At 66.3% G+C, this 21265-nt stretch carries 16 protein-coding genes; 14 read left to right on the top strand and 2 right to left on the bottom strand.

The genetic code is table 11. The annotated features are described in order from the left end of the window. The first annotated feature begins 172 nt into the window (after window positions 1–172). Entirely contained in the window at window positions 173–427 is a 255-nt protein-coding gene (bamE, locus tag ACIPG5_RS04775) for an outer membrane protein assembly factor BamE (protein ID WP_079230016.1), read from the top strand. Beyond that, window positions 424–996: a lipocalin family protein gene (locus ACIPG5_RS04770; RefSeq protein ID WP_176512975.1), complete on the top strand. Its 573-nt coding sequence runs from the start codon at window positions 424–426 to the stop codon at window positions 994–996. The genes bamE and ACIPG5_RS04770 overlap by 4 nt, the downstream gene beginning before the upstream one ends. Window positions 997–1138: 142 nt before the next feature. Here the strand turns inward: ACIPG5_RS04770 and ACIPG5_RS04765 are convergent, their stop codons facing one another. Beyond that, the gene (locus ACIPG5_RS04765; protein ID WP_401373584.1) at window positions 1139–2503 is read right to left on the bottom strand and encodes a formimidoylglutamate deiminase; all 1365 of its coding nucleotides are present in this window, start codon (window positions 2501–2503) and stop codon (window positions 1139–1141) included. Between the two features lie 143 nt (window positions 2504–2646). Between ACIPG5_RS04765 and hutC the strand changes: the two genes are divergently transcribed. From hutC to hutG, 10 genes are all read left to right on the top strand, one after another. Then, on the top strand, window positions 2647–3357 hold the full coding sequence (gene hutC, locus ACIPG5_RS04760; RefSeq protein WP_236237955.1) for a histidine utilization repressor: 711 nt from the start codon (window positions 2647–2649) through the stop codon (window positions 3355–3357). Then, on the top strand, window positions 3354–3926 hold the full coding sequence (locus ACIPG5_RS04755) for a HutD family protein (protein WP_286915557.1): 573 nt from the start codon (window positions 3354–3356) through the stop codon (window positions 3924–3926). Before hutC ends, ACIPG5_RS04755 begins: the two co-directional genes overlap by 4 nt. A gap of 402 nt (window positions 3927–4328) precedes the next feature. Then, complete coding sequence (gene hutU, locus ACIPG5_RS04750; protein ID WP_401373582.1) at window positions 4329–6008, top strand: urocanate hydratase; 1680 nt, start codon at window positions 4329–4331, stop codon at window positions 6006–6008. 176 nt (window positions 6009–6184) lie between these two features. Next, the gene (locus ACIPG5_RS04745) at window positions 6185–7153 is read left to right on the top strand and encodes an ABC transporter substrate-binding protein (protein ID WP_176514051.1); all 969 of its coding nucleotides are present in this window, start codon (window positions 6185–6187) and stop codon (window positions 7151–7153) included. A 26-nt stretch (window positions 7154–7179) separates the two neighbouring features. After that, window positions 7180–8031: a proline/glycine betaine ABC transporter permease gene (locus ACIPG5_RS04740; RefSeq protein ID WP_008098126.1), complete on the top strand. Its 852-nt coding sequence runs from the start codon at window positions 7180–7182 to the stop codon at window positions 8029–8031. Next, on the top strand, window positions 8028–8858 hold the full coding sequence (locus ACIPG5_RS04735; RefSeq protein ID WP_176514049.1) for a glycine betaine/L-proline ABC transporter ATP-binding protein: 831 nt from the start codon (window positions 8028–8030) through the stop codon (window positions 8856–8858). The genes ACIPG5_RS04740 and ACIPG5_RS04735 overlap by 4 nt, the downstream gene beginning before the upstream one ends. A gap of 8 nt (window positions 8859–8866) precedes the next feature. Further along, on the top strand, window positions 8867–10390 hold the full coding sequence (gene hutH, locus ACIPG5_RS04730) for a histidine ammonia-lyase (RefSeq protein ID WP_401373579.1): 1524 nt from the start codon (window positions 8867–8869) through the stop codon (window positions 10388–10390). 20 nt (window positions 10391–10410) lie between these two features. Continuing rightward, on the top strand, window positions 10411–11943 hold the full coding sequence (hutH, locus tag ACIPG5_RS04725) for a histidine ammonia-lyase (protein WP_401373577.1): 1533 nt from the start codon (window positions 10411–10413) through the stop codon (window positions 11941–11943). 136 nt (window positions 11944–12079) lie between these two features. After that, window positions 12080–13285 (top strand): imidazolonepropionase, encoded by a 1206-nt coding sequence (hutI, locus tag ACIPG5_RS04720; protein WP_401373575.1) that lies wholly within the window; start codon window positions 12080–12082, stop codon window positions 13283–13285. Between the two features lie 10 nt (window positions 13286–13295). Next, window positions 13296–14099, top strand: a complete 804-nt coding sequence (hutG, locus tag ACIPG5_RS04715) for an N-formylglutamate deformylase (protein WP_401373573.1) — start codon at window positions 13296–13298, stop codon at window positions 14097–14099. Window positions 14100–14157: 58 nt separating this feature from the next. On the opposite strand, the gene ACIPG5_RS04710 is transcribed toward hutG, so the two are convergent. After that, entirely contained in the window at window positions 14158–19689 is a 5532-nt protein-coding gene (locus ACIPG5_RS04710) for a dermonecrotic toxin domain-containing protein (RefSeq protein WP_401373571.1), read from the bottom strand. A 147-nt stretch (window positions 19690–19836) separates the two neighbouring features. Here ACIPG5_RS04710 and pip point away from each other — a divergent pair, with 147 nt between their 5' ends. Together pip and dtd are read left to right on the top strand one after the other, a co-directional pair. Next, window positions 19837–20808 (top strand): prolyl aminopeptidase, encoded by a 972-nt coding sequence (gene pip / locus ACIPG5_RS04705; protein ID WP_176514037.1) that lies wholly within the window; start codon window positions 19837–19839, stop codon window positions 20806–20808. Beyond that, window positions 20805–21242, top strand: coding sequence for a D-aminoacyl-tRNA deacylase (gene dtd, locus ACIPG5_RS04700; protein WP_176514035.1), 438 nt, complete (start codon window positions 20805–20807; stop codon window positions 21240–21242). Before pip ends, dtd begins: the two co-directional genes overlap by 4 nt. Window positions 21243–21265: the final 23 nt, after the last annotated feature.

The following is a 21265-nucleotide window of genomic DNA, read 5'->3' as shown; positions in this document are numbered from 1 at the left end:
ACAGCCGCTCGCTGTGTCGTCCGCGGCGGCGGAAACATTAATCGTTTGCGCAGGTCCAGCCGACCAACGGCGTAGAACGAAAGGGGGGGTGGCAGGGAACCAGGGGAGGATTTTCCCGTCGAAGGTCACTGCAGGCCACTCGCCTGTTTCCACCTTTCAGGAGTGTTCCTTCATGTCGTTGCGTTCCCTCGCCCTGTTGTCCTTGTGCGTCGTCCTGACTGCGTGCAGCAAGATCAATCAGGAAAACTATTCCAAGCTCAAGGCCGGTATGAACAAGGCCGAGGTCGAGCAACTGCTCGGCACGCCCACCGAGTGCTCCGGCGCGCTGGGCATGAGCAGCTGCACCTGGGGGGACGAGAAGAGCTTCATCAGCGTGCAGTACGCCGCGGACAAGGTACTGATGTATTCCGGGCAGGGCCTCAAATGACCCGTGTGCACCTGCTGCTGGGGTTGTGCCTGGTGATGCTGCTCGGTGGCTGCGCCACCTCGGCCAACGACCCGCTGGTTCCCAAGACCGCGGGCAATGTCGACCTCAAGCGCTACCAGGGCAAATGGTATGAGCTGGCGCGCCTGCCGATGCCGTACCAGAGCGAGTGCGCCCAGTCCGAGGCGCATTACAACCTCAAGCCCGATGGCTCGTATGGCGTGCTCAACCGTTGCCGCACGATGGGTGACGAGTGGCTGCGCGCCGAGGGCCACGCCAACATCCAGGAGCCGGGGCATACCGACAGGCTGTGGGTCGAGTTCGACAACTGGTTCACCCGCCTCGTGCCGGGGCTGACCAAGGGCGAGTACTGGATCCTGTACGTGGACGATCGCTACCGCACCGCCATCGTCGGCAGCCCGGATCGCAAGTACCTGTGGATTCTTTCGCGCACGCCGACCTTGCCGGCCTGGGAGCGCGAGAGCCTGTTGTCCAAGGCGCGGCAGCAGGGGTATGACACCAGCCGGCTGATCTGGCGCACGCCGGACAAGCAGATCGTGCAGATGCATTGAGGTTGCCAGTACTGGCCCCATCGCCGGCAAGCCGGCTCCCACAAAGTGGGCTGCCCACCCATTCAAACCTTGGGGGCAGCCCAGAGAGCAGGCCAGCGCTGCCCTCTTGTGGGAGCCGGCTTGCCGGCGATAGGCGTGGTCGTTAACCCAGCAATTGGCGCAGTACTTCCACAAACGCCCGCGCACTGTCCGCTTCCTGCGCGTGGCGCCCCTGGCGCACCACCCACTGCCCGTTCACCATCACATCGCGCACCTGGCGATCGCCACCGGCGAACAGCCAGCGGTTGAGAATCGCATCGCCCTCGGCCATGGCGATGTACGGGTCCTGCCCATCCAGCACCAGCCAGTCGGCACGCTTGCCCACCGCCAGTTCGCCCAGCGGCTGCCCCAGCGCCTGTGCGCCGCCGCTCAGGGCCGCGTCATACAACGTGCGCCCGACCATCGGCTGGTCTTCGCGGTAGAGCCGGTTGCGGCGCTGGTCGCGCAGGCGTTGGCCATACTCCAGCCAGCGCAGTTCCTCGACCACGCTCAGTGACACATGGCTGTCCGAGCCAATGCCCATGCGCCCGCCTTGGGCCAGGTAGTCCACGGCCGGGAAGATACCGTCGCCCAGGTTGGCCTCTGTGGTCAGGCACAGGCCCGCCACCGCGCCGCTACGCGCCATCGCCGTCACCTCCTGCGGGTCGGCATGGGTGGCATGCACCAGGCACCAGCGCGCATCCACATCGACGTGGTCGTACAGCCACTGCAACGGGCGCTGGCCGCTCCAGGCCAGGCAATCGTCGACTTCCTTCTGCTGCTCGGCGATGTGGATGTGGACCGGGCATTGTCGGTCGCTCGCGCCGAGCACCTCGGCAATCTGCCCCGGGGTTACCGCGCGCAGCGAATGGAAGCACAGGCCCAGCTGCTGCGCCGGTTGCGCGGCCAGCAGTGGGGCCAGCTGCGCTTGCAGGTTCAGGTATTGCTCGGTGGAGTTGATGAAGCGCCGCTGCCCGTCGTTGGGCGCCTGGCCGCCAAAGCCGGCGTGGCTGTACAGCACCGGTAGCAGGGTCAGGCCGATGCCGCAGCTGGCGGCGGCCGCGCTGATGCGGCGCGACAGCTCGGCCGGGTCGGCGTAGGCCTTGCCCGCCTGGTCATGGTGCACGTAGTGGAATTCGGCCACCGAGGTGTAGCCGGCCTTGAGCATCTCGATGTAGAGCTGGCGGGCGATGACCTCCAATTGCTCCGGGGTGACCTTGCCGACCAGCCGATACATCAGCTCGCGCCAGGTCCAGAAGCTGTCGTTGGGGTTGCCCGCCACTTCCGCCAGGCCCGCCATGGCCCGCTGGAAGGCATGCGAATGCAGGTTGGGCATGCCGGGCAGCAAAGGCCCGTTCAGCCGTTCGGCGCCCTCGGCGCTGGCATCGGCTGCAATGGCGGCCAGCAGGCCATCGGTGGTGACTTCTAAACGGACATTATTGGCCCAACCGCTGGGCAGCAGGGCACGTTCGGCAAAGTAGGCGGGCATTGCGCTATCCTGTTATTGTTCAACTTGTATATACATATACAGCCGTTTGCCTGCCGGGTAAACTCCGGCAAGCTACCTTCAATCACTTCGCACAAGGATCAAACGCCGTGCCGACACCTCCTGTCTCCGCGCTGGTAGCCCAGATGGGCGAGGGCCCGGCGCCGCTGTATGCCCGGGTCAAGCAGATGATCGTCCAGCAGATCGAAAACGGCAGCTGGCCGCCGCACCACCGGGTGCCGTCCGAGAGCGAGCTGGTCAGCCAGCTGGGCTTCAGCCGCATGACCATCAACCGCGCCCTGCGCGAACTCACCGCCGAAGGGCTGCTGGTGCGCATGCAGGGCGTGGGCACCTTCGTTGCCGAGCCCAAGACCCGCTCCGCGCTGTTCGAGGTCAACAACATCGCCGACGAGATTGCCGCGCGCGGCCACCAGCATAGCTGCCAGGTCATCGTCCTGGCCGAGGAAGCGGCCGGCTCCGAGCGCGCCCTGGCGCTGGACATGCGCGAAGGCCAGCGGGTGTTCCATTCGCTGATCGTGCACTTCGAGAACGGCGTGCCGGTGCAGATCGAAGACCGCTTCGTCAACGCGCAGATCGCCCCGGACTACCTCAAGCAGGACTTCACCCGGCAAACGCCTTACGCCTACCTGTCCCAGGTGGCGCCGCTGACCGAAGGCGAGCACGTGGTCGAGGCGATTCTCGCCGAGCCCGACGAGTGCAAGCTGCTGCAGATCGAACGCGGCGAGCCTTGCCTGCTGATCCGCCGGCGCACCTGGTCGGGCCGCCAGCCGGTGACCGCGGCGCGGCTGATCCACCCCGGTTCCCGTCATCGCCTGGAAGGACGTTTCAGCAAATGAGCCAGTTGCAGTTATTGCGTGCCCAAGATTACCCGCGCATGCCGTGGAAGAACGGCGGGGGCTTTACCGAAGAGATCACCCGCGATGCCGGCGATGGCCTGGACGGCTTCGGCTGGCGCCTGTCGATCGCCGATATCGAGGCGTCCGGTGGCTTTTCCAGTTTTGCCGGTTACCAGCGCATCATCACCGTGCTGCAGGGCGATGGCATGCGCCTGACCGTGGACGGCGAGCACGCCCGGCCGCTGTTGCCGTTCGATGCCTATGCCTTCAGTGGCGAGAGCCAGGTGAGCTGCACCTTGCTGGGTGGGCCGATTCGCGATTTCAACCTGATCTATGCACCTGGGCGTTACCGGGCGCGCTTGCAGTGGTTCAACGGTGGCAGCCGGCTGTTCAGTGCGGCCGATACGGTGCTGGTGTTCAGTGCCCAGGCCGAGCTGCAGGTGAGCATCGATGGCCAGGCGCGTTCGCTGGGTTTGTATGACTGCTTGCAGCAGAGCGGCAACGAGCGGTTGCTGGAAGTGGATGTGCTGGGGCGCTGCTGCGTGATCGAGCTGATCCAACTCTCGTAGTGCTAGCACTGGCCCCATCGCCGGCAAGCCGGCTCCCACAAGGTTTCTCGGCAACCCTGGAGGCGGTGTGGGAGCCGGCTTGCCGGCGATAGGGCCCGTACAACCCCCACAAAAGTTACCCGGTAACGCTCCCAAACGGAGCAGCCTGTTACCGTTCGCCCCAGGATGGCGCAATGCCGTCCCTCCCCACACACCCCTCTGCACACCCCACCGCAATTTTTTTCCCGCCCCTCGATCCCCCGATTTCCCTGGCCTGCACCTCATCCCCAAAACCCTCGAAACAACCTCGAAAGCGCACTTGGCAATTCAATTGCATATGCTTGTATGTACAAGTAAAGCCAAGTGCGCGAAAGTGGATAGGCCGTCCCCATTCGCGCTGTACGCACCCGAGGAGCACTTTTCGTGACTGACAACAAACTCAACAAATTCCGTGACGTCGAGATCCGCGCCCCGCGTGGCAACAAGCTGACGGCCAAAAGCTGGCTGACCGAAGCGCCGCTGCGCATGCTGATGAACAACCTCGACCCGCAGGTCGCCGAAAACCCCAAGGAACTGGTGGTGTACGGCGGCATCGGCCGCGCCGCGCGCAACTGGGCCTGCTACGACAAGATCGTCGAGAGCCTGACTAACCTCAACGACGACGAAACCCTGCTGGTGCAGTCGGGCAAGCCGGTCGGCGTGTTCAAGACCCACGCCAACGCCCCGCGCGTGCTGATCGCCAACTCCAACCTGGTGCCGCACTGGGCCAACTGGGAACACTTCAACGAACTGGATGCCAAGGGCCTGGCCATGTACGGCCAGATGACTGCCGGCAGCTGGATCTACATCGGCAGCCAGGGCATCGTCCAGGGCACCTACGAGACCTTCGTCGAGGCCGGCCGCCAGCACTACGGCGGCAGCCTCAAGGGCAAGTGGGTACTGACCGCCGGCCTCGGCGGCATGGGCGGCGCCCAGCCACTGGCCGCGACCCTGGCCGGTGCCTGCTCGCTGAACATCGAATGCCAGCAGAGCCGCATCGACTTCCGCCTGGAAACCCGCTACGTCGACGAACAGGCCAGCGACCTCGATGACGCCCTGGCGCGCATCGCCAAGTACACCGCCGAAGGCAAGGCCATCTCCATCGCCCTGCACGGCAACGCCGCCGAAATCCTGCCAGAGCTGGTCAAGCGTGGCGTGCGCCCGGACATGGTCACCGACCAGACCAGCGCCCACGACCCGCTCAACGGCTACCTGCCAGCCGGCTGGACCTGGGAGCAGTACCGCGACCGCGCGCAGACCGAGCCGGCCGCCGTGGTCAAGGCCGCCAAACAGTCCATGGCCGTGCACGTGCAAGCCATGCTGGACTTCCAGAAGCAAGGCGTGCCGACCTTCGACTACGGCAACAACATCCGCCAGATGGCCAAGGAAGAGGGCGTGGCCAATGCCTTCGACTTCCCAGGCTTCGTGCCGGCCTACATCCGCCCGCTGTTCTGCCGCGGCATCGGCCCGTTCCGCTGGGCTGCGCTGTCGGGCGATGCCCAAGACATCTACAAGACCGACGCCAAGGTCAAGGAACTGATCCCCGACGACGCCCACCTGCACCGCTGGCTGGACATGGCCCGCGAGCGCATCAGCTTCCAGGGCCTGCCGGCGCGCATCTGCTGGGTTGGCCTGGGCCTGCGCGCCAAGCTGGGCCTGGCGTTCAACGAAATGGTGCGCAGCGGCGAGCTGTCGGCGCCGATCGTGATCGGCCGCGACCACCTGGACTCCGGTTCGGTGTCCAGCCCCAACCGTGAAACCGAAGCCATGCAGGATGGCTCCGATGCCGTGTCCGACTGGCCGCTGCTCAATGCCCTGCTCAACACTGCCAGCGGCGCGACCTGGGTCTCCCTGCACCACGGCGGCGGTGTCGGCATGGGCTTCTCGCAGCACTCTGGCATGGTGATTGTTTGCGACGGTACTGATGAGGCGGCTGAGCGAATTGCTCGCGTGCTGACCAACGACCCGGCTACCGGGGTGATGCGCCATGCTGATGCGGGGTACCAGATTGCAATCGATTGTGCCAAAGAGCAGGGGTTGAACCTGCCGATGATTACTGGCTGACCTGGATTGGGGGCTGCTTTGCAGCCCTTTCGCGACACAAGGCCGCTCCTACAGGGAAGCGCGGTCGTCTGTAGGAGCGGCCTTGTGTCGCGAAAGGGCCGCGCAGCGGCCCCCAAACCCAGCATTTCCTTGCAAGGACTGCCGATTTCCACTTTCAAGTTTGGGAGCGTCACGCAATGAAAACCAACAAGACCTTGCTTGCCTCGCTATTCACCCTTGGCCTGCTCGGCTTCGCCGGCAGCAGCCAGGCGGCTGGCTGGTGCGAGTCTGGCAAGCCGGTGAAGTTCGCCGGGCTGAACTGGGAAAGCGGCATGCTGCTGACCGACGTGATGCAATTCGTATTGAAGAACGGCTACGGCTGCGAGACCGATAGCCTGCCCGGCAACTCCATCACCATGGAAAACGCCCTGGGCACCAACGATATCCAGGTGTTCGCCGAAGAGTGGGTCGGCCGCAGCGAGGTCTGGAAGAAGGCCGAGGCCGCCGGCAAGGTGGTCGGCGTCGGCGCCCCGGTGCTGGGCGCAGAGGAGGGCTGGTACGTGCCCCGTTACGTGATCGAAGGCGACGCCAAGCGCAAGCTCGAAGCCAAGGCGCCGGACCTGAAGAATGTCGCCGACCTGGCCAAGTACGCCAGCGTCTTCAAGGACCAGGAAGAGCCGAGCAAAGGCCGCTTCTACAACTGCCCGGCCGGCTGGACCTGCGAGCTGGACAACAGCCAGATGCTCAAGGACTACGGCCTGGAAAGCAGCTACACCAACTTCCGCCCCGGCACCGGCCCGGCGCTGGATGCCGCGGTACTGTCGAGCTACAAGCGCGGCGAGCCTATTCTGTTCTACTACTGGACCCCAACCCCGCTGATGGGCCAGGTCGACCTGGTCAAGCTGCAGGAAAAACCGGGTGTGGATAAATCGGTGTCGATCAAGGTCGGCCTGTCCAAGACCTTCCACGAACAAGCCCCCGAGCTGGTCGCGGTGCTGGAGAAGGTCAACCTGCCGATCGACCTGCTGAACCAGAACCTGGCACGCATGACCAAGGAGCGCATCGAGTCGCCCGCACTGGCCAAGGCGTTCCTCAAGGAACATCCTGAAGTCTGGCAGGCCTGGGTCAGCGATGAGGCTGCCAAGAAGATCAACGCGGCGCTTTGAGCGTCCACAGCTGATGAGTGGAACCTATGTTTCCTGACAACCTGACATTTTCCATCGCCGACTGGGTCAACGGTTGGGTCGACGCCCTGGTGACCAACTATGGCGACGTGTTCCGGCACATTTCCGACACCCTGCTGTGGGCCATCGTCAGCCTCGAAGGCGCCCTGCGCGCCACCCCCTGGTGGCTGATGCTCGGCGTGGTGGCGCTGATCGCCTGGCACGCCACCCGGCGCATCCTGCCAACCCTGGTCATCACCGGGTTGCTGTTCCTGGTCGGCGCCGTCGGCCTGTGGGACAAGCTGATGCAGACCCTGGCGCTGATGCTGGTGGCGACGCTGATCTCGGTGCTGGTGGGCATCCCGCTGGGCATCCTCTCGGCGCGCAGCAACCGCCTGCGGGCGGTGCTGATGCCGCTGCTCGACATCATGCAGACCATGCCCAGCTTCGTGTACCTGATCCCGGTGCTGATGCTGTTCGGCCTGGGCAAGGTGCCGGCGATCTTCGCCACGGTGATCTACGCCGCACCGCCGCTGATCCGCCTCACCGACCTGGGGATTCGCCAAGTGGATGGCGAGGTGATGGAGGCGATCAACGCCTTCGGCGCCAACCGCTGGCAGCAACTGTTCGGCGTGCAGCTGCCGCTGGCGCTGCCGAGCATCATGGCCGGCATCAACCAGACCACCATGATGGCCCTGTCGATGGTGGTGATCGCCTCGATGATCGGCGCCCGTGGCCTGGGCGAAGACGTGCTGGTGGGCATCCAGACCCTCAACGTCGGCCGCGGCCTGGAAGCGGGCCTGGCCATCGTCATTCTCGCGGTGGTGATCGACCGCATTACCCAGGCCTACGGCCGGCCACGCCATGAGGTGAGCAAATGAGCACGCAGGCGATCAGCAAGATCGAAGTGAAGAACGTCTTCAAGATCTTCGGCGACCGTGCCGACGAGGCCCTGCAGATGATCCGCAACCAGCAGGGCAAGGAGCAGGTGCTGGCGCAGACCGGCTGCGTGGTCGGGGTCAACGACCTGTCGCTGTCGATCGGCAGCGGCGAGATCTTCGTCATCATGGGCCTGTCCGGCTCGGGCAAGTCGACCCTGGTGCGCCACTTCAACCGCCTGATCGACCCCACCAGCGGGCAGATCCTGGTCGATGGCGAAGACATCCTGCAGTACGACATGCAGGCCCTGCGCGAATTTCGCCGGCGCAAGATCAGCATGGTGTTCCAGAGCTTCGGCCTGCTGCCGCACCGCAACGTGCTGGACAACGTCGCCTATGGCCTGAAGGTGCGCGGCGAGAGCAAGCAGCTGTGCGCCGAGCGTGCCATGCAGTGGATCGAGACCGTGGGCCTGAAGGGCTACGAGAAGAAGTACCCGCACCAGCTCTCCGGCGGCATGCGCCAACGTGTGGGCCTGGCCCGGGCGCTGGCGGCGGACACCGACATCATCCTCATGGACGAGGCGTTCAGCGCCCTCGACCCGCTGATCCGCGCCGAAATGCAGGACCAGCTGCTGGAGCTGCAGAAGACCCTGCACAAGACCATCGTGTTCATCACCCACGACCTGGACGAGGCGGTGCGCATCGGCAACCGCATCGCCATTCTCAAGGACGGCCGCCTGATCCAGGTCGGTACGCCGCAGCAGATCCTTCACAACCCGGCCGACGAGTACGTCGACCGCTTCGTCCAGCGCCGCGCGGTCGCGGTATGAGGAGCCCCATGTCGCAAGTTGCAACCGTGGTCATCACCGGCGCCGCGCTGCGCTGGCAGGACATCGCCGCCGTGGCCCGCCATGGCGCGCGCCTGGAGCTGGCGCCGCAGGTGTGGGCGCGCATCGACAACGCCCAGGCCATCGTGCGCCATATCGTCGACAGCGGTGAGCGCGCCTATGGCGTCAACACCGGGCTCGGCGCGCTGTGCAACGTATCCTTGCAGGGCGAACAGCTCGCGGCGCTGTCGCGCAATACCCTGCTCAGCCACGCCTGCGGCGTCGGCCCGGCGCTGCCCGATGAGCAGGCGCGGGCGATCATCTGCGCCGCCGTTGCCAACTACAGCCACGGCAAGTCCGGGATCCAGCGCAGTGTGGTCGAGGCGCTGCTGGCGCTGCTCAACCACGGCATCACCCCGCAGGTGCCGTCCCAGGGCTCGGTGGGTTACCTGACCCACATGGCCCACGTCGGCGTCTGCCTGCTGGGCATCGGCAAGGTCAGTTACCGCGGGCAGGTGGTCGAGGCCGCCGCAGCGCTGGCCGCCGAAGGCCTCGAGCCGGTGCAGCTGGGCGCCAAGGACGGCCTGTGCCTGGTCAATGGCACGCCGTGCATGACCGGTTTGGCCAGCCTGGCGCTGGACGATGCCAGCCGCCTGCTGCAATGGGCCGACGTGATCGGCGCCATGAGCTTCGAGGCCCTGCGTGGGCAGATCGCCGCCTTCGACCCTGAAATCATCGCGCTCAAGCCGCACCCGGGCATGCAGGTGGTGGGCGAGAACCTGCGCGCCCTGCTCGCGGGCAGCGAAGTGATCGCCTCCAGCAAAGGCATCCGCACCCAGGACGCCCTGAGCATCCGCTCCATCCCGCAGGTGCACGGCGCCGCCCGTGACCAGTTGGCCCACGCCGCCCGGCAGATCGAGGCGGAGCTCAACGGCGCCAACGACAACCCGCTGCTGCTGGGCACCCCGGGCGACTTCCGGGTGGTCTCCCAGGCCAACCCCCACGGCCAATCGGTAGCGATGGCGGCCGACCTGCTGGCAATCGCCATGGCCGAGATCGGCTCGATCGCCGAGCGCCGCCTGGATCGCCTGGTCAACCCGCTGGTCAGCGGCCTGCCGGCGTTCCTGGTGAGCAACCCGGGGGTCAACTCGGGGATGATGATCGCCCAGTACGTGGCCGCCTCGCTGTGCGCGCAGAACCGCCAGCTGGCGCAACCGGCGGTGCTCGACAACTACGTGACCTCGGGCCTGCAGGAAGACCACCTGAGCCTGGGCACCAATGCCGCGCTCAAGCTGCACCAGGTGCTGGAGAACTGCACGCAGGTCCTGGCCATCGAATACCTGCTGGCCGCCCAGGCCTTCGAGTTCCTCAAGGAACAGCGCTTCGGCGCCGGCACCGAGGCCGCCTGGCGCCTGCTGCGCGAACAGGTGCCGGCCTACCTGGAAGACCGCTGGCTGGCCCCCGACATCGCCCGCGCCGCCGCGCTTCTGAAAGCTTCGCAAGGGCCGCAGCCGGTGCTGCCGGCGCTGCACTGAACACGCAAAGGAGTCTGAACATGGAAGCGTTGAACCTCGTGCCCGGCCGCCTGACCCTGGCCCAGCTACGCCGTATCCACCTGGCGCCGGTGCAGCTGAGCCTGGATGCCAGTGCTGGCGCTGCCATCGATGCCAGCGTCGCCTGCGTCGAGCGGATCATCGCCGAAGACCGCACGGCCTACGGCATCAACACAGGTTTCGGCCTGCTGGCCTCGACCCGCATCGCCAGCCATGACCTGGAGAACCTGCAGCGCTCGCTGGTGCTGTCCCACGCCGCCGGCATCGGTGCGCCGCTGGACGACGCCATGGTGCGCTTGATCATGGTGCTGAAGATCAACAGCCTGGGCCGTGGTTTTTCCGGCATTCGCCGCAAGGTCATCGATGCGCTGATCGCCCTGGTCAATGCCGAGGTCTACCCGCACATTCCGCTGAAGGGCTCGGTGGGCGCTTCCGGCGACCTGGCGCCGTTGGCGCACATGTCGCTGGTGCTGCTCGGCGAAGGCAAGGCGCGCTACCGGGGTGAATGGCTGCCTGCCAATGAAGCCCTGGCCGTGGCCGGCCTCGAGCCGCTGACGCTGGCCGCCAAGGAAGGCCTGGCGCTGCTCAACGGCACCCAGGCTTCCACCGCCTACGCCTTGCGTGGCCTGTTCCAGGCCGAAGACTTGTTTGCCGCCGCCATTGCCTGCGGCGGCCTGACGGTGGAGGCCGTGCTGGGTTCGCGTTCGCCATTCGATGCGCGCATCCATGCCGCCCGTGGCCAGCTGGGCCAGATCGATACTGCGGCGTGTTTCCGCGACCTGCTGGGCGAGTCCACCGAGGTGTCGCAGTCGCACAAGAACTGCGGCAAGGTTCAGGACCCGTACTCGCTGCGCTGCCAGCCGCAGGTCATGGGCGCCTGCCTGACCCAGTTGCGCCAGGCCGCCGAAGTGCTGGGCATCGAGGCCAACGCAGTGTCGGACAACCCGCTGGTGTTCGCCGCCGAAGGTGATGTGGTGTCGGGCGGCAACTTCCACGCAGAGCCAGTGGCCATGGCCGCCGACAACCTGGCCCTGGCGATTGCCGAAATCGGTGCGCTGAGCGAGCGGCGCATCTCGCTGATGATGGACAAGCACATGTCGCAGCTGCCACCTTTCCTGGTGGAAAACGGCGGGGTCAACTCCGGCTTCATGATCGCCCAGGTCACCGCAGCGGCCCTGGCCAGCGAGAACAAGGCGCTGTCGCACCCCCACAGCGTCGACAGCCTGCCGACTTCGGCCAACCAGGAAGACCACGTGTCGATGGCCCCGGCTGCCGGCAAGCGCTTGTGGGAAATGGCCGAGAACACCCGGGGCGTATTGGCCATCGAATGGCTCGGCGCCTGCCAGGGCCTGGACCTGCGCGAGGGCCTGAAAACCTCGCTGAAGCTGGAGCAGGCGCGCCAGGTGCTGCGCCGCGAGGTGCCGCACTACGACCATGACCGCTTCTTCTCGCCGGATATCGAGGCGGCCAGTGCCTTGCTGGCCGAAGGCAAGCTGACCGCGCTGTTGCCGGCCGGCGTGTTGCCAAGCCTGTAAACGCAGCCAGGGCAGATGTGGGAGCTGAATGCATTGCGGAGCCTGGCACCGGCTGTGCCGGTGATCGCCGGCAAGCCGGCTCCCACAGCTCCCACAAGTGCCCCGGCAGAACAGCGATGAACATCGGAGTTTGTGTATGAGAACCCTCTGGCAGCATTGCCACGCGGCCACCATGGCCCAGGGCAGCTACTCGGTCATCGAGGACGCCGCCATCGTCAGCAACGCCGGCCTGATCGAGTGGGTCGGCCCGCGCGCTGACCTGCCGGCGCTGGATTTCGCCCGCACGGTCGGCCTCAATGGCGCCTGGGTCACCCCGGGCCTGATCGACTGTCACACCCACGCGGTGTTCGGCGGTAACCGCAGCGGCGAGTTCGAGCAGCGCCTGCAGGGCGTGAGCTATGCCGAGATCGCCGCCCAGGGTGGCGGCATCGCCAGCACCGTGCGCGCCACCCGCGCCGCCAGCGAAGACGAACTGTTCGCCAGCGCCCGCCAGCGCGTGCAGGCGCTGATGCGCGACGGCGTGACCACCCTCGAGATCAAGTCCGGCTACGGCCTGGACCTGGCCAACGAGCGCAAGATGCTGCGCGTGGCCCGGCGCCTGGCCGAGGAGCTGCCGCTGGCCGTGCGCGCCACCTGCCTGGCCGCCCATGCCTTGCCGCCGGAATACGCCGGCCGGGCGGACGACTACATCGCGCACATCTGCGATGAAATGCTCCCGGCCCTGGCCGAAGAAGGGCTGGTGGATGCGGTCGACGCCTTCTGCGAGCACCTGGCGTTTTCCCCGGCGCAGGTCGAGCGGCTGTTCATCAAGGCACGCGAGCTGGGCCTGCCGGTCAAGCTGCATGCCGAGCAGCTGTCGTCGCTGCACGGCTCCAGCCTGGCGGCGCGTTACCAGGCGTTGTCTGCCGACCACCTGGAATTCATGACCGAAGAAGATGCCATGGCCATGGCCAAGGCTGGCACCGTTGCCGTGCTGTTGCCGGGTGCCTTCTACTTCCTGCGCGAAACCCAGCTGCCGCCGATGGAGGCCTTGCGCCGCCACGGCGTGAAAATCGCCCTGGCCAGCGACCTCAACCCCGGCACTTCGCCTGGGCTGTCCCTGCGGCTGATGCTGAACATGGGCTGCACGCTGTTTCGCATGACCCCGGAAGAAGCCCTGGCCGGCGTCACCGTGCATGCCGCCACGGCCCTGGGCCTGGGCCACAGCCATGGGTCGCTGGAGGCCGGCAAGGTCGCCGACTTCGTCGCCTGGCAGATCGAGCGCCCCGCTGACCTGGCCTACTGGCTGGGCGGCGACCTGCCCAAGCGCGTGGTGCGCAAGGGCCACGAAATCTCCAACTGAGCGAGGCGAGATGGACAAGGTATTGAGTTTCCACCAGGGCCGTTTGCCCCTGCTGATCAGCATGCCCCACGCGGGCCTGCAACTGACCCCGGCCGTGCGCGATGGCCTGGTGGACGAGGCGCGCAGCCTGCCCGACACCGACTGGCATATCCCGCGGCTTTACGACTTCGCCCGCGAGTTTGGGGCCAGCGTGGTGGCGGCGGAGTATTCGCGCTTCGTCATCGACCTGAACCGGCCCGATGACGACAAACCGCTGTACGCCGGCGCCACTACCGGCCTGTACCCGGCCACGCTGTTCGAGGGCGAGGCGCTGTTCAAGGAAGGCCAGGTGCCGCCCGCCGACGCGCGCAAAACCTACCTGGAACAGATCTGGCGGCCCTACCACCAGACCATTGAAAACGAGCTGGCGCGCCTGCGCGCCGAATTCGGCTATGCCCTGCTGTGGGATGCCCACTCGATCCGTTCGCTGATCCCGCATCTGTTCGAGGGCAAGCTGCCCGACTTCAACCTGGGTACCTTCAACGGTGCCAGCTGCGACCCTGAACTGGCCGAGCGGCTGCAAGGCGTTTGTGCCCAGGCGCGGGCCTACACGCATGTGCTCAACGGGCGTTTCAAGGGCGGCCACATCACCCGCCATTACGGCGACCCGGCCCGGCATGTCCATGCGGTGCAGCTGGAGCTGGCGCAAAGCACCTACATGGAAGAGGTCGAGCCTTTCGCCTATCGCCAGGACCTGGCGCAGCCCACCCAGGCGGTGCTGCGCACGTTGCTGGAAACCGCGCTGGCGTGGGGCCGCGAGCGTTACGCTCGCTAAGTGTCGGAGCGGAACCTGCGCGGCGGGTGAACAGCAGCCGCGCAGATGGGCGGGGGGCTTACTCGGTCGATGAGCGCGGCCGGCGATCGGGGTTTGCAAATGACGTGAGCTCGTGAATCAGGCGGGCTTCACGTGCCTGCTTGCTGCGCTCCAGCGCCTTGAACTGCGCTTCGAGCGCCTCGAGCGGCCTGTCCGGGTACTGGTCGGGCAAGGCCGTCACCTGCTCCTGGTAGGCTTGTTCGATCTCGGCAAAGCGCCGGGCATGGGCCTGGCGCAGGTGCTGGACCCAACGTTCGTTGCCTGCGGCAAAATTCAGGAAGCCCTCGCCCAGCTCGCCTCGCTGCACTTGCAGTTCGGCATGGGCCAGCTCATCGATATTGGCCTTGATCGCGTAGCGCAGGGTGTCGTCGGGCTGGCCCAGTTCCAGCATCGCGTTCAACTCCCGACGATAAGTGAGGCGCACTTCTGCCTCGTCCCTGTTGGCCGCTTCGCTCTTGGCGACGTCATCCAGGGCCTGCAGGCGGTACAGGCGGCGCAGTTCGCGATAGAGGTTGGCCTCGGTGTCTGCGGCATCGATCTGCAGGCGCCGGTTGGCGATGAACAGCTCGATGTTCTGGAACACCAGCAAAGCGCCGTCGTGGCACGTCTGGTCGCCATTGTCCTGCAGCAACGCTTCCCTGGCCTGGTGGCTGAACAGCGCCAGGTCGTCCGGGTCGACCACCGCGCTCACCAGTATCTTGCGCACCCGTTCGCACAGCGCCACGCGCGTCTTGCCGTTCTGGTAGGGCGCCGAATTGCGCAGCCGCCCGACCAGGGCCAGGAGGTTTTCGGCTTCGGGCATCGTCTGCAGGGTGGCCCAGCAATCGCGCAGGGTTTCGTTCTCCACGTCCGAGGCAAGCAGCCAGTCATTCACGTTGGGCAGGTCGGCGATAGGGTCGAGGAAGGGCAGGTGGAAATGGCCGCCGGCGAACATACCCTCTTCCGAGGAGTCGCTCATGCTGTCCGACAGGTCGATGGCGAAGGTGACATTGCGTTGGCTGTCCGACGAGGCTCGGGCACGGCTGACGGTTTCTTCGGTCAGCGGGTTGCCGAACAGCAGGATCGAGCTGATGGGGAAGTCGTGGTCCAGGTTGGCGAGGATGTGCGGGGGCAGGTCGGTGAGCCGGTTGTCACTGAGGTCGAGCATTTCCAGGGGCAGCAGGCTGTCCACCCAGGCCGGCCATGCGTCCAGCGCCATGCCGTTCAGGTCCAGCCGGCGCAGCGCCTGCAGGGCCGGGGGCGCGCTGCTGATCGCGCCCATGCGGTTGCTGGTCAGGTCCAGCGAATTGAGCGCGGGCAGGCGGCCGAGGGTGTCCAGCACCTGCTGGTCGATCAGCAGGCCCGAGCGGCGCAGGGCGATGTCGGTCAGCCCCGGCAGGCGCAGGAGGGCGGTCGGTAATGTCTGCTCTGCGCGCACGTAATCGTCGATGGTCAGGCGCGTGACCCTTGGGAAGCGCCTGAGCAAGGCCTCCAGCTGCGCCGTCGAGCCGCTGACCCGCTCCAGCGCAAGGTTATGCACTTGCTCGCTGAAAAACGGCGGCAAGGACCTGGGGAAGTGCTCCAGGGAAACATCGCTCAGGCGCAACGCCGCCCGGGTCAGGCCGACCTCCTGGTAGTGCCAGAACGCGTTCAGTTCGGTGGCGATCCGCGTGCGCGAAGCCATCACCGCCTGGCTCACCGGGGCGCTCGAGCTGGAGGCGTTGACGTAGTTGTCGATGGCATCGCGCAATTGCTGGCGTTGCTCCAGCAACGTGGCCAGGTGCCTGGTAAAAGCCTGCGTCTGGTCCATCTCGAAGCGCGCGGCGCGGCCGTCTGCGCTGAGCATCACGCGGCGGATATCATCCTCGAACAGCGGGTTGCCCTGCAGCGAGATCAGCGCGTGGTCGGCGACGCTGATGCGGTTTTCGCGCAGGAAGTACGGCAGCACCCTGATCTGGTTGTGGCGCAGGCCGATGTGCCGCACCTGGGTCACCGGGTTGTGCCCCAGCCCTGCAGGCCAATGGTCCAGGCCCATGTTGTCGAGGCCCAGGTAATCCAGTGCCAACTCATCGAACGACGGCACGAACTGCTCGGACAAGCGGTTGCCGCTCAGGTCGAGCCGTCGCAGCTGGCGCAGGCCCGCCAGGCTGTCGATGTCGGTCGAGGACAACGAGATGTTCTGGTTGGTCAGCTCCAGCGACTCCAGCGCAGGCAACTGCTGGGCAATCACCGGCAAGCTGAACTGGAAGGGCGACGGCGTGCCTTGCGGGTGGTAGGGGCGGGTGATCTGCAGGGTCCTGAGGTTAGGGAACTGGCGAAGCAGGCTGGTCAGTTGCGGACCGTGCTGGCCCCAGCCTTCATAGTTTTCGGGCGACGTCTGGATCAGCTGCAGGTCCGTCACGCTGGCGGTGAAAAATTCCGGCAGCGGAAGGGGGAATTCCGGCAATGACAGGCGTTCGAGGCAAAGTGGCGGGGTTGCATCGCTGGCTGCGATGAAGGCGCGGTCGTACCAGTACTGGCTGACGGCGCTCATGAGCCGTTCGAAGTCTTCTGCGGGCCGCTGCGGCGACAGGGCTGCCAGCTGTCGCCAGTCGGCCAGGCTGCTTTGCAGCTGGTTGCGTTGGCTTAGCAGGTTGCGGAGCATTTCATCGATCTGCACGCGGGTCAGGTTTGTGTTTTCCAGCGCTGTGAGGGCCTGCTCGGCAGGCCGGGGGACGGGGATGTACTGGCCGACCTGGCGGATCGAATTGAGCAAGGTGTGCCTTGAAAGGCTGGTTGCCCGCGGGCGCGTGCCGCCCAGTGGGTAGCCCGGCCGGCCGTCGGCCAGGCGCATGGGCGAGCGGTAGCCTGGGCGCACGCTCTGCATGGCCAGCAGCTGGCGCAGGGCCGTGCGCGGCAGCGGCGGTGCTTGTTGAAGCAGGTGCTCCAGCGCCCTGCCATCCTCGACCGCCAGTGCCTCGCGCTGCGCGGTGGTCAAGGCCTCGAACACCGCGTCAGGCAGCGAGGCGTGAAGCGAAACCAGCTGCTCAGGGTTTTGGCGGTCCATGACCACATAGCCTGCCTGCACACGGATGATCGACGTGGCTGCCGGCCCGTCAGCGCTGCCGATGTGGGTGGCCTGGGCTGGCGAGTACTGGTGCTGTTCCAGGGTGATGCGCATGTCGGCGGGCCACCCGTCAAGTTGCTCGAGGGTGTGCAGGAGCAGTACATCACTGTCCCAGTTGCGCACCTTTTCAAGGTAGAGCCCTTCGTAGGCGCGGTTCAGCCTTATGTGCTGCTGCAGCGGGCGAATCTCTTCGGCGAGCCGCAGGGGCACCTTGCCATTGGCCAGGTCCTGCAGCTCGGCTGGGCTGGCATGGCGCAGCAGCTCTTCGATTACGGGCGCCGGAAGCTGCGGGTAGCGCGCCTGGATGGCTGCGGCGCCGGGGCCTTGCGGCGTGGGCAGCTGCTGGTAGTGGCGCTCGAAGGCCGCCTGGAACACGCTGCGCTCGCTCAGCTCGGGCGCTGCCTGCAGCCTTTGGTAGAGCGTGAAGCGCGCCAGGGTATCTTCCAGTTGCGCGGGCAGGCGCTGGTTGTCGCAGAGTATCCGCCGCAGGGCATCTTCCTCGGTGCCGCTGGCACGCAGAATGCGCCGCGCCGTTTCTTCGCCGAACTGCCCGCCAAGGTGACTGGCACGGCGCAGCAGCGTCAGCTCCCCCCATTGTTCGGGCCTGTCTGCCGGGTGCAGCCAGGCGCCTGCGCCGTTGTGGCGCATTGGCGGCTCGTAGCTCAGCGCCTTGCCGGGGTGCTCCAGGCGGTAGCCTGCGCCGTCGGCGGGAGCCTTGAGCGAATAGGTGTTGCCATCGAGTGCCAGCCAGGTCTTGCCTTCATGCTGATAGAGGCCGGATTCATCTGGCTGCAGGCCGGCCGGCAACACGATGTCATGGGCGAACGGCTGAACGTCCGGCTGCCAGAGGCGGGCGGTGCCATCGGGCATGACCACAGGCTCGAGCTCCTCGATCAACGAGGGCACTTCCACGGCTATTCGCTCGACGGCCGGCGTGTCCGTGCCTGCGCCGGCTCCAGCCAGCGCGGCGGTGAGCACGAGGTTGTCGACGATGTCCATCAGGTAGGCGAAGGCTTGCTGGCGATCGCCCTCGGCCCATTGCTCGACGCCCTCGTACACCTCGTAGCTCAGCTGGATGAACGACAAGCCCAGCATCAGTGGCCCCAGGCCAGGGACGACGAAGGCGCCGACATTCAAGGCGGCAAACGCCAGCTGGGCGAAGTAGGCCATGCGTTTTTCGGCGCTTTTCTGGTCTTCCTGCGCGGTGGCCACGGCGTGGAACGCGGTATCGTCCAGGCGCCGCTGGCGCTTCTGGCGGGCCAGTTCGGCCAGCAGCGGCCGGTTGAAGGGCTGCAGCGTCACCTCCACCCAGGCCTCGGGGTCGCGTATCCGCGTGGCCTGGCCGCCCTGGTGCCCTGGCGCTTGTGCCGTGCTCCAGTCGATCGGCTGCAGGCAGTCGCGCAGCTTTTCCATGAACTGCGCACTGTCGCGGGCCGGTACGCCTTGCTGCAGGTGTTTCACCTCCAGGGTCCACAGCTGTTCACGCAGGTGCGCCTGGGCTTGGTGAACGGTGTCGTGCACTTTCAGCGGCACTTGTGCACCGGGCAGGTAGGTGACCAGCACATCCTTGTAGGGCAGCCGCGCCACGTCGTAGCTCAGCAGCCACTCGGGGGAGGGCACGAGGCCTATGAGCAGTGCGCCGGTAAAGGGCGTGCCGAACAGGTTGAGGAAGGCGCAGCGCAGCGGGCTGTCCAGATAATCGGCCGCGCCGTCGCGGGCGAGTTTCAGCAGGGCCTCATGCAGGGGGGGCTCGATCATGCCGCTCAGGCAGGCTCTGTGCAGCTCCAGGCGCAGGGCGCGATGTTCCACCTCGGCGAGCGTCTGGTCGGCGCCTGGTGCGTAGGCCGCCTCGAGCAACGCCTGGTAACGGCCGCCCAGGTCCAGCTCGCGCACCAGGCTGGCAAAGGCCTGCGGGGCGATCGGCAGCGGCTGGCCGGTGGGTTGCAGGGCATGGAATTCATCGCTGTCCAGCACCAGCGCCTGCAGCGCTGGGCCATCCAGCCCCCCGGGCTGCGCCTCGGCGGCCTCGAAGTTCTGCAAGGCACTGTGCAGCAAGGGCTGGGTGGCGAGCTTGAAGGCCCGCTGGGCGCCAGCGATCGGGTCGCCCTCGATGTTCGCCTGGTAGGCCTCGGCCTTGGCGGCGTTGAACAGGTAGGTGCGGGCGACGTCCAGCGGCAGGCCGAAGCGCTCCTCGATGGCCGACGCCAGCTGTTGGCTGGCGAACTGTTCCAGGTCGGGGACCGAGGCGAACAGCGCATCGGCCTGTTGTTGCGCCTTGCGAAGGGCCGCGTAGTCCTCGGCCAGCGTGCGGGCGAGCGCCGGTTGGGCATGGGCGGCCTTGGCGAACCAGGGCGGCACGGCGCCCAGGGCCGCGCGCATGTGTTGCTGCTCCAGCTGGCTGGTGTGGGCAACCCAGGCCGGCGCCTTGTCACTGATCAGTTGCTGAGGGTGGGGGATGCTGGTCATAAGAGAGCCTCGCTTGATGGAGCGGCGAGGCTATCGGGCGCGGTGCCGGGCCTGTGGGTAGCATGATCTAGCGTCAGACACATGCTCTGAGCGCAATTCAGGTTTATGATGCCCAACGGCAGTCAATATCCTCACACGGAGTGCGCAATGCAGACCCTCTACCCGCAGATCAAACCCTACGCCCGGCACGATCTGGCCGTGGAAGCGCCGCATGTGCTGTATGTCGATGAGAGCGGCTCGCCAGAAGGTCTGCCGGTGGTGTTCATCCACGGTGGCCCGGGCGCGGGTTGCGATGCCCAGAGCCGTTGCTACTTCGACCCCAACCTGTACCGCATCATCACCTTCGACCAGCGCGGCTGTGGCCGCTCCACGCCCCACGCGAGCCTGGAGAACAACAGCACCTGGCACCTGGTCGAGGACATGGAGCGCATCCGCAAGCACCTGGGCATCGACAAGTGGGTGCTGTTCGGCGGCTCGTGGGGTTCGACCCTGGCCCTGGCCTACGCCCAGACCCACCCCGAGCGCGTGCATGGCCTGATCCTGCGTGGCATTTTCCTGTGCCGCCCACAGGAGATCCAGTGGTTCTACCAGGAAGGCGCCAGCCGCCTGTTCCCTGACTACTGGCAGGACTACATCGCGCCGATCCCGGCGGAGGAGCGCGGCGACCTGGTCAAGGCCTTCCACAAGCGCCTCACCGGCAACGACCAGATCGCCCAGATGCATGCCGCCAAGGCCTGGTCCACCTGGGAGGGCCGCACCGCCACCCTGCGCCCCAACCCGCTGGTGGTCGACCGCTTCTCCGAGCCGCAGCGGGCCTTGTCGATCGCCCGCATCGAATGCCACTACTTCATGAACGATGCCTTCCTCGAGCCCGACCAGCTGATCCGCGACATGCCCAAGATCGCCCACCTGCCGGCGGTGATCGTGCATGGCCGCTACGACGTGATCTGCCCGCTGGACAACGCCTGGGCGCTGCACCAGGCCTGGCCGAACAGCGAGCTCAAGGTGATCCGCGACGCCGGCCACGCCGCGTCCGAGCCGGGCATCACCGACGCGCTGGTGCGCGCGGCCGACCAGATGGCCCGGCGCCTGCTCGACCTGCCCCTGGAAGAAGCATGAAGGGGCTGTTGCAGCGCGTGCGCGGCGCGCGGGTAGAGGTGGCCGGCGAAATCGTCGGCGCCATCGACCAGGGCCTTCTGGTGCTGGTGGCGGTCGAGCCTGAAGATACCCGCGAGCATGCCGATAAGCTGTTGCACAAGTTGCTCAACTACCGGGTGTTCAGCGACGAGCAGGGCAAGATGAACCTGTCGCTCAAGGATGTGGGCGGCGGCTTGCTGCTGGTGTCCCAGTTCACCCTGGCCGCCGACACCCGCAGCGGCATGCGCCCGAGCTTCTCCAGCGCCGCACCGCCGGCGTTGGGCGCCGAGCTGTTCGACTACTTGCTGCAGCAAGCCCAGGGCCAGCACCCGGTTGTCGGCAGCGGGCGTTTCGGGGCTGACATGCAGGTGCACCTGGTCAATGATGGCCCGGTGACATTTCTGTTACAAATATGAGGTAAAAAAACCCTTTGTTTATA

Origin of the sequence: Pseudomonas sp. NPDC087029, from assembly GCF_044745345.1 — a bacterium.
GTDB lineage: Bacteria > Pseudomonadota > Gammaproteobacteria > Pseudomonadales > Pseudomonadaceae > Aquipseudomonas > Aquipseudomonas faucium.
This window is presented reverse-complemented; position numbering and strand designations above follow the sequence as displayed.